9 protein-coding genes are annotated in these 13721 nt (G+C 63.7%); all 9 read right to left on the bottom strand.

Going from position 1 to position 13721, the window contains the following annotated elements; genetic code table 11:
* Window positions 1-381 precede the first annotated feature (381 nt).
* The 9 genes from IAG25_RS31410 to IAG25_RS31370 all read right to left on the bottom strand — a co-directional run bounded on the left by IAG25_RS31410 (window position 382) and on the right by IAG25_RS31370 (window position 13694).
* Window positions 382-1506: an XcbB/CpsF family capsular polysaccharide biosynthesis protein gene (locus tag IAG25_RS31410; RefSeq protein WP_187608313.1), complete on the bottom strand. Its 1125-nt coding sequence runs from the start codon at window positions 1504-1506 to the stop codon at window positions 382-384.
* Window positions 1503-2873, bottom strand: coding sequence for a cytochrome P450 (locus IAG25_RS31405; RefSeq protein ID WP_187608312.1), 1371 nt, complete (start codon window positions 2871-2873; stop codon window positions 1503-1505). The genes IAG25_RS31410 and IAG25_RS31405 overlap by 4 nt, the downstream gene beginning before the upstream one ends.
* Window positions 2874-2878: 5 nt before the next feature.
* Window positions 2879-4042, bottom strand: a complete 1164-nt coding sequence (locus IAG25_RS31400) for a hypothetical protein (protein ID WP_187608311.1) — start codon at window positions 4040-4042, stop codon at window positions 2879-2881.
* Window positions 4042-4383, bottom strand: coding sequence for a hypothetical protein (locus IAG25_RS31395; protein ID WP_187608368.1), 342 nt, complete (start codon window positions 4381-4383; stop codon window positions 4042-4044). The genes IAG25_RS31400 and IAG25_RS31395 overlap by 1 nt, the downstream gene beginning before the upstream one ends.
* A gap of 33 nt (window positions 4384-4416) precedes the next feature.
* Complete coding sequence (locus tag IAG25_RS31390) at window positions 4417-8073, bottom strand: CDP-glycerol glycerophosphotransferase family protein (protein WP_187608310.1); 3657 nt, start codon at window positions 8071-8073, stop codon at window positions 4417-4419.
* A gap of 97 nt (window positions 8074-8170) precedes the next feature.
* The gene (locus tag IAG25_RS31385; RefSeq protein WP_187608309.1) at window positions 8171-10240 is read right to left on the bottom strand and encodes a capsular polysaccharide biosynthesis protein; all 2070 of its coding nucleotides are present in this window, start codon (window positions 10238-10240) and stop codon (window positions 8171-8173) included.
* Complete coding sequence (locus IAG25_RS31380; RefSeq protein WP_222946731.1) at window positions 10237-11490, bottom strand: CDP-glycerol glycerophosphotransferase family protein; 1254 nt, start codon at window positions 11488-11490, stop codon at window positions 10237-10239. Before IAG25_RS31380 ends, IAG25_RS31385 begins: the two co-directional genes overlap by 4 nt.
* Before the next feature lie 18 nt (window positions 11491-11508).
* Window positions 11509-11976, bottom strand: coding sequence for a glycerol-3-phosphate cytidylyltransferase (tagD, locus tag IAG25_RS31375; RefSeq protein ID WP_187608307.1), 468 nt, complete (start codon window positions 11974-11976; stop codon window positions 11509-11511).
* 80 nt (window positions 11977-12056) lie between these two features.
* Entirely contained in the window at window positions 12057-13694 is a 1638-nt protein-coding gene (locus IAG25_RS31370; RefSeq protein WP_255504076.1) for a polysaccharide biosynthesis/export family protein, read from the bottom strand.
* Window positions 13695-13721: the final 27 nt, after the last annotated feature.

Below are 13721 nucleotides of genomic sequence, written 5' to 3'. Positions count from 1 at the left end.
AACCCAAAACCGATCGCTATTGACAGGCGGAGTCATATCAGCCGAATTTTTCTCCTTCCGAACGACGGGTCGATGTTGGCCGGCTCTTTCTTTGGACAGTACGCTTTCGCTTTCACCAGGACGCGAGTTTCAGAGCCGAGCAGTATGGAGCCGCCACCAAGCGGCGGCCAATGATGTTACGGTGTTCGCCGTACGCGCTCGTTACCAGCACCGTCGTCGCCATGACTGATGAGCCGGCTGGCGTGCTGCGATAGACTGGAAGAAAGCGGCTACTCGTTCCACCACACAAAAGACAATGCGCCAGATTGTATGCGGCATGTGAAGCGGCGTTGGCTGGACGATCGCAACCTCCCAACGGCGCACAAAGCGCCTACGGGCCGACTAGATGACAGCACCGCCGATGCCGCGCGGCGTGACGAACCCGTAAAACAGCCCGTTCATCAGCGCGACTGCGATGTTGATCGTATTCGGCGCGACGTGCGGATGATCGGTAATCTCGGGATGCAGCGAATTGAAGAAATTGATCTCGTTCGCAAGAGACGACGCCCGCAGAATCTCGTTGATATAGCGAAACTGCGGCGAACGCTCGGAACAGATGACGTTGATGTGATTGACGAATTTCGTCGAAGCAAGCGTGGACGTGAACTTCTCCTGTTTCGTCACCGGAAAGGTCCCTTCGGTGAAGTGAGTGTCTTTCCACCTGGTCAGGTAGTAATCGTCCGATACGATCGGGTCGATCGAGACCGCTTTCATGCCGCCTATCAAGCCGTGATAAAGCGCTGCTGTGCCGCCCTTGGACGCGCCATACAGCACCACGTCTCGATCGACACTCATGCCATGCGTCTGACAGATGTCGCGGATGAGGTCCTGCACATCGCGCTCCGTTTCGCTGGAATAGTGCGTGTTCAGATAGAAGCTTCCGACGACGCTCCCGATATCGGCAATCCGCAGGACATAGGTATTAGCCGGCAGGTACTTCTGGATGCTCGGAAAATTTCCGCAGAAATAGCGCGTCGAAAAACTCGCATTGAACAGATCCTCATTCATCGAGGAAAAGACCACGACGAGGCGAGCCGGCCCCGATGTGATCTCGGGCGCAGCGAGACCGTAGGTCAGAGAACGGAATGTCTTCAGTGTCCCTTCGGTGATTTTCTGCCAGACCTTCGGAATTTCGCTGTGATGCAACAGCGACGACACGGAACCGACGTGCTTGTATACGTAGAACCCCTTGTTCGTCAGCTCGACGAGTTTCTTCCTGAGCGGAGGGTTCCTGTATGCAAGAGCGATGATGTTTTTTTCGGGGTCCCCGTATGACGTCATGTCGACGTTGAGGATTCTGAGGCAACCTGTGTCTCCTGCCAGATCGGCATCGAGCAGCCGCTGGCTGTCTACCGTAGCGATCTTGTTATCGAACATTCGTGGTCTCGAATTGTGCGCATCCGACGCCAGGCGACGATGCATTAATGTGACTGGCTCCGGGCCCGTTTGCGTCGCGGTGCATGTCACACGGCCTCGCGTCTGCGCAGCTTCACGCGCACACCGTTACCCGAGCGGATCGTCACGCGGCCCACGACACGCGGAATGTGGCTCGTGTCGGGCTCGATGTGATAGCGCCGCACGATGCTCGCCAGGATCAACACGGCTTCCTGCGTGGCGAACGCCGCGCCGATGCAGACGCGAGGCCCCTTACTGAAGGGAATATAGGCGCAGCGCGCCGATTCCTTGCCCGCTTCGGTGTCGAAGCGCCCAGGGTCGAATTCGTCGGGCCGCTCCCAGATCTGCCTGTGACGATGCAGCAGCCACGGAGAGATCAGTATGGGCGAGCCGGCGGCGACGTTCTTGTCGCGAATGCACTGCGATTGCATGGCTTCGCGCACGAGAAAACCCACCGGCGGATAGAGCCGAAGCGTCTCGCGAAACACATTGCCGATCGTCGCGAGCGCTTTCATGTGGCCCATCTCGAATTCGCGCTCGCCGACCGCCTCACGCATCTCTTGATAAATCCGCTCTTGCAGATGCGGACAATTCGACAGCAAATAGAGCGCCCATGTAAGCGCGCTCGCCGACGTCTCGTGACCTGCGAGGAACAGCATGCATACCTGATCGACGAGTTCGGGAAAGCTGAACCGGTCGCCGCTTTCCGGGTCGCTCGCGTCCATCATGCCGCCAAGAATGTCGGCGTATGCGCCGGACTTTCCGGCGTCTCGCTCGGCGCAGCGCCGCTCGATGATCCGCGACAGAATGGCCCGAATGCGCTTCGCCGAATGACGGCTCGCGCGCGTGCAAAAAAATGGCGGCAAACGATAGATCATCAGGATGGCCGCGCGCTGCGCGTGACCCTGGAACTCCGTGAACGCCGTATAAATTTCCTTCGCTTCGCTCTCGCTCAGATCCTGAGACAGAATCGTACGGAAGATGATGTCGGCGGTGACATAGGTCATCTCTTCGTCGACTTCGTAAGACCTTCCATCGGCTACGCTATCAAGACGCTCGAGCATGTTGGCCGTCGATTGCCGCATCAACGAGAACACGAGCTTCAGACGGGCCGCCGAAAACGCCGGTTCCATGAGGCGGCGCTGACGTTCCCAGACCTCGCCGTTCGTCGTGAATATGCTCTCGCCCAGCAGCGGTTCCAGCATCCGGTGCATCAGCGCATGCTTCGGATAGCGCTTCGCATCCGCGAGAATGCTAGGTACCCATTTCGTGTCGTTGAGCATGAAGATTTTCATGCCGAACTGCGAGATGCTGCCCATTTTCATGGAATAGCTGCGCTCGAAAAGCACGTCGATCCACGAATGCCAGCCGCGCAAGAATCGCAGCAGCAAGGAGCTCTTGTTGCTGTGCGGCTTCGGATAAGGAGGAGTGAAGTTCATCGGTGTCAGTAAGGCGCAAGACGATTCGGTCCCGCCGTCATGCGGAAGTAGTCGTACTGGTCGGGACGATCGCTCGCCATCAGGTACTGGAAATGCAGACGCATCTTGTCGCGGCGCATCCTGGCGTAAGTGGCGGCGTCGAACATGCGGAACGGTCGCACGATCTGTTCGACCGGACGCGCCGCCGCGCCCGCGACGCCCGACGCTTGCAGCGGATTGATCTGCGAGAAAGCGAGCGCATCCGCGCGCGCGTTCATGTCGAGCCACGGCAACTCGCGATGCCCCGCGAGCGTGCGCAGCGCGGCGCGAAAAGCTTTCGCCGAAGGCTGCATGCCGAGCAGCGGAATGCACTGCCCGAGAGTGACGAGCGCGAAATTGGCACGCTCGCTAGCGCGCGCGGCCGTCGCGAGACGCGCGCCCACCATTACCGCGACGATCGAGCCCACGCTATGACCGATGAGCAGCACCTCGTCACACGGCGCGCGGCGCGCCTCATCGAGGATGTGCGTGGCGAGCCGATCCGCGCGTGCCTGCACCTCGTGCTGCTTCTCGTCGGTCCATGCACCGACGAACTCGTAGATCCGCATCAGCCAGAACACCGCCGATCGGTTCGCGAGGCGCACGCCGGCGACACACATCGCCGCCGCGCTCGCCATGCCGATCGCCGCGCCGGCCTCGACCCAACCGCTCGCGCGCGCGACGACGCACGACACACCGAGTCCGCCGAGAAGCGCGACTACGAGAATGAGCAGCAGACAGGCGTACGGATAGAGCGAGCTCAAAAAAGGACCGCGGAATTCGCGACGCAATTGCGCCCACGCGCCGCAGCGCATGTAATGCACGAGGCTCGCAAGACCGGCCCATGCGAGCTTCGCCAGATTGCGCTCCCAGTTGCCGCGCACGATATCGTCCCAGTGCAGGAACTGATAGTCGGTCGATACGGCGTGCCCCTTCCAGTCGGCGTCGATGCGCCACATGCTCGCGTGTTCGCCCGCGCGGGTGCGCGGGCCGGTGGCGATGCGGACGCCATGTAGCGCGGCCTGCTTGGCCGCCTCTTCGCGATAGAGCCGGTGATAAAAGCCGGGTCCGCGAGGATCGAACCCGCTGATGTAATAGACACGGCGCGTCCTTACGCGGGCGTCGGCGTCCGTGGTCGGCGGCCTTTCCATTACAAGGTCCGGTCGTGCAGGCGCTTGCGCAGCACCAGATCGACGACCGCCTGCTCGCGCTTGTTCGCGCGGCGGCAATGGTCGGTCTGGAAACTGTCGGTCACCGCGATGATGAACTTCGCCCAGCGGCGATCTCGCTCACGCCATGCGTGCGAAGAAATCGACTCCCACGCATAGCCGTTGAACACGGTCGCGTTGACGAAATGGTCGAGCGCGCGCACGCCGGCGCGGCCGCGCTCCGTTTTGCCGAAGAAGCCCACGTAGACGATCATGAGATAGCCGAGCACGGCGAGCGGCACGATGACGGTCATCAGCATGACGCCGGCTATGCGTTCTTTCAGGGTGTCGAGCATCGGCGGTTCCTGTCGTATGGATCAGACGAGCTCGACATGCTCTTCGGCTTGCATCGGCGTATCGCGGCGCACCGCGGTATGACGATCGATGAGCGCCATGAAAGCGTTCAGCGCATCGTTCTGATACTGCTGCGCGTCGAAACGCTTCGGCGCGGTCCAGCCACCGAGCAGTTCCTTCAGGCCGTGAACGACGCCGTCCTCCGTGTTGTCGACCAGCAGGCCATAGCCGCCTTCCAGAACGCTGTGCGGCCCGGGAATGTCGGTCGAGACGACCTGCTTGCCGAGCGCGAGCGCTTCCAGCAAAACGATGCCCTGGCCTTCGTGATCGGAGGAGAGGATGAACGATTCCGCGCGGCGCATCAGCGGGAAAGGATTCGTATGGCGTCCCACCAGCCTGACATACTCGCCCGCTCCCATCTCCCTGACCAGACCTTCGAGCTTCGCGCGAAGCGGGCCGTCACCGATGAGCATCAGCTTGGCGTCCGGCACCTCCTTGCGAACCGTGGCGAAGGCTCGAATGAGCTTTTCCTGTCCCTTCTCGGGCGACAAACGCGCGGCGGTGGCGACGACGCGTGAGTCGCCGAACCACGCCTCGATCTCGGGATCGACGGCCTCTTCGGAGAGCGCGACGATGCGATCCGTGTCGATGAGGTTATTCAGCCACGAGAAGCGCGACGCATCGATTCCGAGGCGCGGTCCGAGCGTCGTCGAATTCGCTTCATGGACGCTGTTCGAAACGGACACCAGATCGGTGTACTGGCGATAGAGACTGAACAGCGACTCGAGCTTCGGAAACCGAACCTTGGCCTCTTCCAGCATATTGTTGTGCAAATAGATGATCCGTCCGATATCGGACGTGCCCGCTTCAGCGAACAGCGACGCCCAGAAGAGGTTGTAGCCTTCGAAAGCCACGAACACGTCGAACTGCGACTCACCGAACAGCCGCCTGTACTCGCGCCGGAACGCACGCGCATGGATCTCCTTGCGCTCGCCTTGCATCGCCGTTTCGAGCGGATCGTAGAATCGCTCGACGATCGCCCTTTCTTCGAGCGTGGCCACCATCGCCCCCGTGCGGCCGAGAATGCGAACGCTGCCGTCGAAAGCGTCGAGCGCGGCGCGGCACGCGGGGTTCGCATCGATCGTCTGGTGATCGAGCGCGACCGCGATGTCATAGCGCCCGACCTGTGCGAGCTTGAGTATGAGGCTGACGAACGACGACGTGATGCCGTTCACGTCGAAGAAGTTATAAAAGAGCAGGCGCGGACGTTCGGCTCGCGCGGTGACGATCTTGCCCGTTGCCTCGTCGTCGAAGAAGAAGGACATGGCGCGGCGCGTCGCCTTGCCGTCGTCGTGCGGGCAGAACGTCGCGGCGGCGGACGCGGACGCCTCGTCGTATTCGGGCCAGCAGCCGATTATGCCGGTGAGCGTCGACGACAGCGTATCGATGTCGAAGCACTGCGTCCCCGGCATCTCATCGAAGCCGAAGTACAGGCCACGCTGGGTCGAATATTCCTCGTAGTCATACGTGTAGTAGACGATCGGCCGGCGGGTCGGGATGAAGTCGAAGAAGATGCTCGAATAGTCCGTGATCAGGATATCGACGATGGACAACAGCTCGTTCGTCTCGACATCGCCCGGAACGGTCGCGATGCGCTTCTCCGCGAGCTTCTTTTCGACCAGATGATGCCCCTTGAAGAGCAACTGGCAGGGCAGCGTCCGAAGGCGGGCCAGATCGCCCGCCACGCGCGCGACTTCGGTCTGTTCCTTGCCGAGTTCACCGCGCCAGGTCGGCGCATAGAGCACGACCGGCTTGTCCGCCGACAGGCCGAGCCGCTCGCGCAACAGACGCCGCGCCGACTGAGACAGATTGAGCGTCGAATCGACGCGCGGATAGCCGGCCTCCAGCAGCTTGCCCGGGAAGCACGCGGCGACGTCGTGCGATTCCAGCAGGACGCGCGACGTATGCGCGTTCGGGCTGAGCAGGTGGCTCGCTTGCAGCATGTTGCGCGCGGCGTTCGGCTGCACGGTGCGCATGTCCTTGCCGAGCGTCTTCAGAGGCGTGCCGTGCCAGGTGAACAGATACCGCTGCGCGTCCTTCCGGATGAAATACGGCGGGAACGTGTTGTTGTTGAGGAGGTATTTCGCGCTCGCCAGATAGCGGCGATAACGATCGGACTCCCGCGCCACGAACACGACGTTCGCACGCGTGCGATATTCCGGCGGGATCAGCCTGCGATCGTTCAGCACCCAGACGTGCAGCCACGACTGGTAGCGCGCATCGTCCACGATCTCTTTGAACATCGCATAGGGATTGCAGCTCATGTTCGCGCCGTGGAACGACTCGTAGAGGATCACGTTCTGCTCGACGGGAAGTGTCTCGTAGTACTCCGTGTACGCGAGCGCGCGGGTCACATCGAGCGTCTTGTGCTTGCTGGCGTCCACGCCGTGAGGCAACCTGAAGACGATCGTGTCGGCAAACGCCGCGGCCGCTTCCTCGTAGGAGCCCGTGTGCATGAGGGCGCGCCCGAGACGGTAGTGCCAGTCCGCCTTGTAGCTGCTACAGCGCAGGATCGCATCGCGATAGGCGCGCGCGCACGCTTCCCAGTCGCCGAGCGCCTCGTGCGCGCGGGCAAGCTGGAGGTGCAGATTTTCGTCGGTCGTGTTCGCTTCGATGCGCAGCTTCAGCTGCTCGATTCGCAGCAGCCAGTTGTCGCGATCGCGCAGCGCGAGATCGAGCGGATTCTGCGCGGCGTAAGGCACGTTCTTGCGCACGTTCAGATACGCCGCACACGCCGCGCGATGATCGCCGGCCTTCGCGAGCACATAGCCGAGCCGGTAATTGCGATAGGGACGATGCACGGCGTCCGCGACGATCGCCGTGTTGTACGCGAGCGCCGCTTCGCGCCACTTCTCCTGGCGCTCCAGCACGAACCCGAGGCGATAGCTCCAGTCGGCCTTGGGCTTGAGCAGAAGAGCCAACGCGTGTTGATACGAGGCTGCCGCGGCGTCCCAGCGATAGGCGCGCTCCTGCGCGAATCCCGTTCGGTAGCGCAATTCCGCGCTTCCGGGCGCACGCCGCGTGCGCCCCTGATACGACGCCAGCGCGAGCGTCCAGAGACCTTCCTTCTGATGCCAGGCGCCGGGGCCGAGCTTGTTCAACTGGCCGGTCGCATCGAGTTTGGCGGCGATCGCATACGCCCTCTCCGCGCCTTCCAGATCTCCCGCACGCTCCAGCGCGCGCCCGAGCCGGTAATGCCAGACCGATCGCTTCGGCTTGAGCGCCACCGCATCGCCAAATGCTTCGGCCGCCTCGTCGAAACGCTTCATGCGCTCGCGCGCCTTGCCCAGTTCATAGTGCCAGCGAGCCTGCTTCCCGTCGCCTTCCACCGCTGCCTCGAACGCCGCGACTGCCTGCCACCATTTGCTCTTCTTGCTGAGCGCGAGGCCCAGCAGATACTGTGCGTGCGCGCGGCCCGGCTTCAGCGCGATCGCCTCGCGCAGCGCCTGGTCGGCGGCCACCGCACGGCCAAGCGTGAGCAGGCACAATCCACGCAGATATCGCGGATAGTCCCATTGAGGAGCCCACTCCGACACGCGCTGCAGGTTGGCGACCGATTGATTGAGCAGATACACGCCGTATCGCTTTTTGGCTTTTTGATATGTCGCGACGAGATTCATGTTTTAAGCGGATTGACGTCTTCGGACGTGTGAAAATTGGCTCCGGCTCAACGGGACGCCGCGTGATTGTTCAACGCTGGCTTTTACGGCATCGAAGCTAGGCCGATCTGGAAGCAACGAAGGCGCGAAGCACCTGTAATCCCTTGCGCCACTGCCGGCTCAGCCGATGGCTTCCCGTTGGCACGCGGCGGCCCGCACCCTGTTCGGCCAGGGACCGGATTGCGTCCTCGACCGCGCAAAAGCCCTGCACGCCCGGCAGGCGGTAGCGCGGGTACGCACAGAGCGCGACGTGCACCAGCTCGTCGAGCGAGAGCCTGCGCGTGCGATGCGGCAGCATCATGTGATCGACGGTCAGCCCCCAGCCCGCGTAGAACGGGCCGCCGTAGCAATGCACCACTTTGCCGCGCAAGAGCGCTTCGAAGCCGGCGAGCGAGGTCATCGTATGCACCTCGTCGACTTCGGCGATGCAATCGGAAATATTGGCGTCGACGACGCATTCGTCCGCCAGCGACGCCCATAGCGCCGCATCGACGCCACCGCTGCGATTGCGCGCCACGACATCGGGATGCGGCTTGTAGACGATCCATGCATCGCGGTTTCTTTCGCGCACCGCCGCAAGCAGATCGACATTGCGTCTGACATGCGGCGAACCGGCCAGGATCGACTGATCGTCCTCCACCTGGCCGGGCACGAGAATGCGCCGCCGTCCGGCCGCCTCCGGCGCACAGCGATACGCCGCGCCCACGTTGTACTTGCTGATCTTCATGCGCACGAGCGCCTCGCGAAGCCGCACGGCGCGCAGACGCTCGTGCGGATCGAGCTCGACCGTTTGCGCGAGACGCTCCAGCCGGCTGCCCGACGCCGGATCGAAGTACATGCCGTCGTCATCGACCGCCAGCGAGAGCGGCCCGCGCAGATCGGACCCGAGCCCGACCGAACGCACGAAGCCGTCCTCGACGCGCGCGACGCCGATCCCCCGCGCCTTCGCCGCGCGACACAAGTCGGCGTGCCGCCCGCCCCACACGACGAGCCTCGCGTCGTCTTCGAGCGCGTCGAGCCGGTCCGCGTCGAAGTGCGGCACGAAGCGCAGCCGATTCGACGGCGTGCTGAGGAATGGCCGGATCACGGCGCGCTTCCACAGGCTCATGCCGATGCAATAGAGCGTGCCCCGGCTCGACTCGTTGATCTCGCGATTGCGCGCCAGCCATTCGATCACGTCGAAGAGCGTGCCGGGCCGGCCGCTGGCCGGATGCAGATAGCGCGCGTACCGCAGATACGCCGCGGCGAAAAGTTGCTCGACGGTTCGCGGCACGGCGCGCCGTCGGCGCACGTCATCGATGCCGGAATGCCGGTCGTCGGTCAAGCCCCATCCCGCGTACCAGGGCACGCCGAAGCACGTCACGCGCTTGCCGAGCATCAGCGCCTCGAAGCCGAGCTGCGAGGTCACCACGTAGACGTGGTCGAACTGTTCGATGAGCGTCAGCGGGCAGCACGCCTTCGCGAGCACGCGCACGCGCCCTTCCTCCGTCACACCGCCGAAGTAGCCGCGCTTGCGTCCGCTCGATACGTCGGGATGCGTCTTCACCCAGATTTCGGCGTCGGGGTGTTCGGCCCTGGCCGCCGCCAGCATCCGCGCGAACGTACCGGCATCCGCGCCGCCAAGCGACACCGACACATCGCCCGCGGTCTGATCGACGACCAGCACGCGCGACGCGATCTGAACGGGCGGCAGGTGCAACACCGGCGCGTCGTTGTACTTCGAGAGCCGATGCCGCACGATCGCATCGATGCCGCGTCGCGCTTCCTGCAACAGGTCCGCGTCGTCGCCACATTCGGCGATCAACCGTTCGAGCCGCGAAGGCTCGCGCGCGTCGTAATAGATGCCGAGATCGTCCTCGACGATCGAAAGCGGCGGCGCGCCGTTCACGCCGAGGCCGAGCGAACGCAGAAAGCCGTCCTCGAGCGCGAGATACGGCAGACCCTGCGCGCGCGCGAGCCGCCGCGCCCGTTCGGCGCTCGGCTTCGCGCCCCAGCCCGCGATGGCGGAAATCTCGGACTGTCGTGCGCGGGCGCATCCACGCACACGGACCGGCTTGCCCGAGAGCAGGTTGTCCAGATGCGGAATCCGCCAGATGCCCCGCGACAGAATGCCTACCGTGCTCGTCATCGTGCGGCGCCTCCGAGTAGCGCGGACGTGCGAGCGCCAGGTTTGGTTTCGTCGAAGAACATGTCGAGGCAACGCTGCGTGCATGAGCCCGCGAGACGGTCGGGAGGCAGGAAGAGACCCGCGGCCGCGTCGATACGGTGGGCATCGGCAGGCTCGAAGTTCGCGCGCGCGAGACGCCCGAGCTCGGCGAGCACGCCTTGCCAGTCGCGATGCAGGGCGCCGGGAAACACCGAGTCCTGCGTGTAGATGAAACCGCGCTCCTCGCTGCAGTAGCGGTCGTAATCCGGCACGAGCCCGAGAATCGGCTTGCGCAGCGCGAGGAAGTCGACCCAGATGCTCGAATAGTCGACGATGAGCGCATCGGTGCGGCGCAACAGGATCGCGGCTTCGGGAAACCGTGCGGGAGATGCATCGACGATATCGACACCGTCGCAGAGCGTATCGAGCGGGCGCTTCTCGTATGGATGCGGACGCAAGCCGAACACCAGGCCCATGCGCCGGCAAAGCGCGCGGATGGCCGCGACGCTGGCGTCGTCCATCCAGTCGAGCGCCGAACTCGCGGTCTCCCGAAACGTCGGCGCATAGAGCACGAGCCGTCGGCCGGCGACGAGCGCATCGAGCGTATCGGCCTGACGCCGGAGATCGGGCGGGAGCGGCCAGTCCGTGCGCAAGTAGTCGAAGCGCGGCAAGCCGGTCACATGCACTTTCTCGAACGGGATGCCGAACGCCTGCGCATTCACCACGCGGTCCACGGGGCTGCTCGCGATCAGCGCATCGTAGAGACGCGCGTTGCGCAGCATCAGCGTGCGCCGCGCGCGCGATCGCGCATCGTCACGCGGTTCCATCAGCAGTTCGATGCGCTTCAACGCGACGCCATGCCAGAGATTGATCACGCGGCGCCCGCGTCGGCGGCCGGGCAAAAACGCGTCGCGCGCCGAGTGGCTCAGGACCACCGTCGCGCTCGACAATACGAAACACAACGCCTCGATGCTGAAGCGCTCGAACACCTTCACGCCTTTTTCCGCAAGCGCGGCCGCGGTTTCAGGCGCGATGGGGCCGTCCTTGAACACCGCGATCTCCCGGCGCGCCGGGCCGCCGGCCGCGTCGGTCAGCGCGTCGAGCACGGCGCGCAGATTGCCCGTCACCGCCACGTTCGGGCGGGTGACGAACACCACGCGGTGCGCGCGGATCGGGAGGAAACGATCGAGAAGCCGCGCCAGCCAGAGCCGGGTGCGGCGCCTTGCGATCATTTTTTCGACGTAACGCATTCAGGCCGCGAGCCAGCGGGCGTCGCCGCTTTTGGCCTGCTCCATTCCGAAGCTCCCGGCCGCGAGCGGGCCGGACGCGCCGTCGCGAATGTGGCGTTTCAGTTCGCTCGACGAGATCGCTTCCGTGCGCGGCAAATAGACGACGTCGCAGTACTCGCCGAGGAAGTCGAACTTGCCGACCCAATCGTCGCCCATCACGAAGGTGTCGATTTCATAGCGGCTCACGTCGAGCGCCTTCTGCTCCCAGTTTTCTTCCGGGATCACGAGGTCCACACAACGCAACGCTTCCAGCATGTGCCGCCGGTCATCGAACGGAATCACGGTGCGCTTGTTCTTCATGTTCAGATTGAACTCATCGGTCGAGAGCGCGACCACCAGCCGGTCTCCGAGCGCCCTCGCGCGCCGCAGCAGGTTCAGATGACCCACATGCAGCAGGTCGAACGTTCCATACGTAATGACAGTTCTCATCCCTATCCCCGAGATTGATTGCCGGCTGCGACGCCGGATGGCCGCTTTCCTTGTGTGTTCCCCGCTAACCTGCCGTGCGCTTAAAGTCCGAGCGCCACCTTCGCGCTGATCGCGATCTGATACAGAATCTGGAAGACGTCCTTCGCGAACTGGCGCGTCTTGAAGTCGACCTTCGGCAGCACCATGATCTGATCTCCCGCGACCACATTTTTGTCGCGCTTGCCGTCGCTGAACGTGCCGTCGAGGTGCGCCACCACCACCCGCGACGTATCCGCGTCCTGCGAGAAGCCGCCCGCCTTCGCGATGTAGTCCTCGACGGAGTAGCTCGAATCCGCCGCGATCGCCGTCGGGAACAGCACTTCGCCGCCCACCAGCACGAGACCGTCTTTCACGGGCACGAAAAGCACGTCGCCGTTTTCCAGCAGCAACTGGTCGCGAATCTCGGGCTTGCCGACCACGGTCTGACCGAGCGGCTGAATATGCTTCGCGCGTTCGACCCATTGCAACACGAGGCTCGCCTCGTCCTTTCGGAGCGCCGCTTCTTCCTGCGTGCCCGAGCGCGCCGTCAGAACCGCTTCGGCAAGATGGTTGAGTTCGGAATCGAGCATCTGCTTCTGGCGCAGCTTCACGCTCGGACGGAACAGTTGAATGTCGGCCACGTCCGAGCGCTCGGTCATCGACACGCGCTGCAACAGACTGCCGAGGCGGCTACCGTAAGGAAGCACGTATTCCTGCGGACCCAGATGCTCGCCCTCGACGCGCACCGTGATCGTTCCTGGTTGCTTGTCGGCCGTGAAGGCAATGACATCGCCGTTCTGCAGCCTGACATTGGCCGCATCCGCGAGCGCGACATACTCGACGTTCAGCGTGGGCCCCGTGTTGCGCGTGATGCGTACGTGCGTCGCGGAAGGCTGTGGATGCGCCGCCGCGATGATGTCGCCGAGCGGCGTCGTGTCGCCGAGGAACTCGATCTGCTTCGCGTTCTCCGCGAGCCCGGTGACTGACACCGTGCTATGGCGCGGGCCCACGAAGATGACATCGCCGTCCGCGAGGGGCACCGAGGGCAGCGTGCCGCGCAGGAGAAAGTCGTACAGATCGATCGTGCCGCGCACCTGCTCGCCGCGTTTGATCTGCACGTCGAGAAACGATCCGCGATTGGGGTCGATGCCGCCCGCCTGATCCAGATAGCGCAGCACGCTGTCGTTCGAGGTGCCGTTATACATGCCCGGATGACGTACGAAGCCTGCGACGTACACACGCACGGGCTGCGCCATCTGCAGGTTGCAATACACCGACACACGGCTGCTGAACACCTTGCGCAGCGCGCCCGTCACCGTGGGCTGGAGTTCCGAGTTCGTCACGCCGGCCACATGCAGCGGCCCGACGTGCGGCAAAAAGATATTGCCCTGCTGGTCCACCGTGAGCACCGAATCGAACTCGTAGCCGCCCCACATGCGCACGCGCAACTGATCGCCGACGGAGATCACATAGCCGGGATTGAAGTCCACCGACGAACCGTACGCGAACGCGCCCGTGAAGAGATTCGCGCCGAACACTTGGCTCGCGCCGTTGGCCTGATAGTCGGCGCGCTGCGCGGGCGTGAGCGCCGCTAGATGCGACTGCGTGCCGACCGCCGACGCGGCGTCCTTGTGCTGCTCGGCGGGCTCCGACATGCCCGCGCCGAGGGCCGCGACATTCATCGCATTGCCGCGCGCCATCGATGGCATATTCGTGAAATCGCTGGT

Source organism: Caballeronia sp. EK, from assembly GCF_014384845.1.
Classification (GTDB): Bacteria; Pseudomonadota; Gammaproteobacteria; order Burkholderiales; family Burkholderiaceae; genus Caballeronia; species Caballeronia jiangsuensis.
Note: the sequence above shows the minus strand (reverse complement) of the source record. Positions and strands in the feature narration are given on the sequence as shown.